The sequence below is a fragment of the Rhizobium sp. KNZ2-6A genome (assembly GCF_056755475.1).
Map to the genome: position 1 here is coordinate 1 of NZ_JBNDIC010000132.1, position 1,052 is coordinate 1,052.

At 64.1% G+C, this 1,052-nt stretch carries 1 protein-coding gene; it reads left to right on the forward strand.

All coding sequences use genetic code 11. The features are described from left to right. Window positions 1-942: LPD7 domain-containing protein (locus ACPYOP_RS32890; protein ID WP_481414377.1), on the forward strand; the 942-nt coding region annotated here is incomplete at its 5' end. Window positions 943-1,052: the final 110 nt, after the last annotated feature.

Here is a 1,052-nt window from a genome sequence, read left to right on the forward strand (position 1 = left end):
TTTGTCGATCACGGCGGCCGGATCGAGATCGTCGCGTGGAGCGATCGTGGCGTGGTTGCGGCGGCGCTCAGGGTTTCGGCTGAGAAGTGGGGCGAGCTCAAGGTGTCCGGTACGGAAAGCTACAAGGCGATGGTGGTCGAGCTCGCGGTCGAGCACGGTTTCAGGCTCGCCAATCCGGAACTGCAGGACCAGATCGCGCAAGAGCGGCGGCGGGTCGAGGTCAATCGGGAACGGGCCAATCGGGAACGGGATCGCGAGGCGGAGCGTCAGCGCGAGCGTGACAATCAGCGCGACAAACAACGTGATGGGGGCATGCCGACATACCAGCCGACGAATGTCGATGATCGCGCGTCGGTGCTTGCGGCGATGAAGCAGGCCACGGAGAAAGGCAATGCGGTCACCATCACCAACAGCACCCCGGAGCGAACGGCGATGGTCATCGAGCTCGCGGTGGAGCATGGCATCAGGATCCGCAACCCTGAACTTCAGGACCAGATCGCCAAGGCGCGCGAGAAGTTTCATATATGGCGCCAGGCGGGACAGCCGGCAGCGACGGCGCCGTGGGTGCAGACACCGCTGAAGACGGATGCCGAAATCGGCATGGCGCTTGAGATCAATCGCGAGCGGCTGCACGCCGAGGCGCAGCGCGAGACCAAACAGGCAGCCCGCAGCGAGCGTACGGGCGAACGACCGTTCGATGGCGGCGGAAACGACCATGCGTTCCGCACACGGAACGAAGCCGCGGCCGCGCAAGGGGCCGATCGGGCACTCGAGAACAATCCGAACCAGCCGGTCCAGTCCGCTCCCGGCCAGTCACAGGCGGTCGAGCAGCAGGTGCTGACGAATGCCGAACTCCTGGAGCAACGACAGGAGCGGGATGCGCAGGAGCGACAAAGGAAAGAGGCCGTGCAAAAGCAACGGCCGCCGCGCCAGCGGCAATGATGATGTAAATTGAACCTGATCCATCCGGTCGATCCACTCTGAGTATTGGAGCACTATACGGATCGGCCGGACGACCTGCCTGTAGCGGCCCGATAACAGCGTGCGGGACC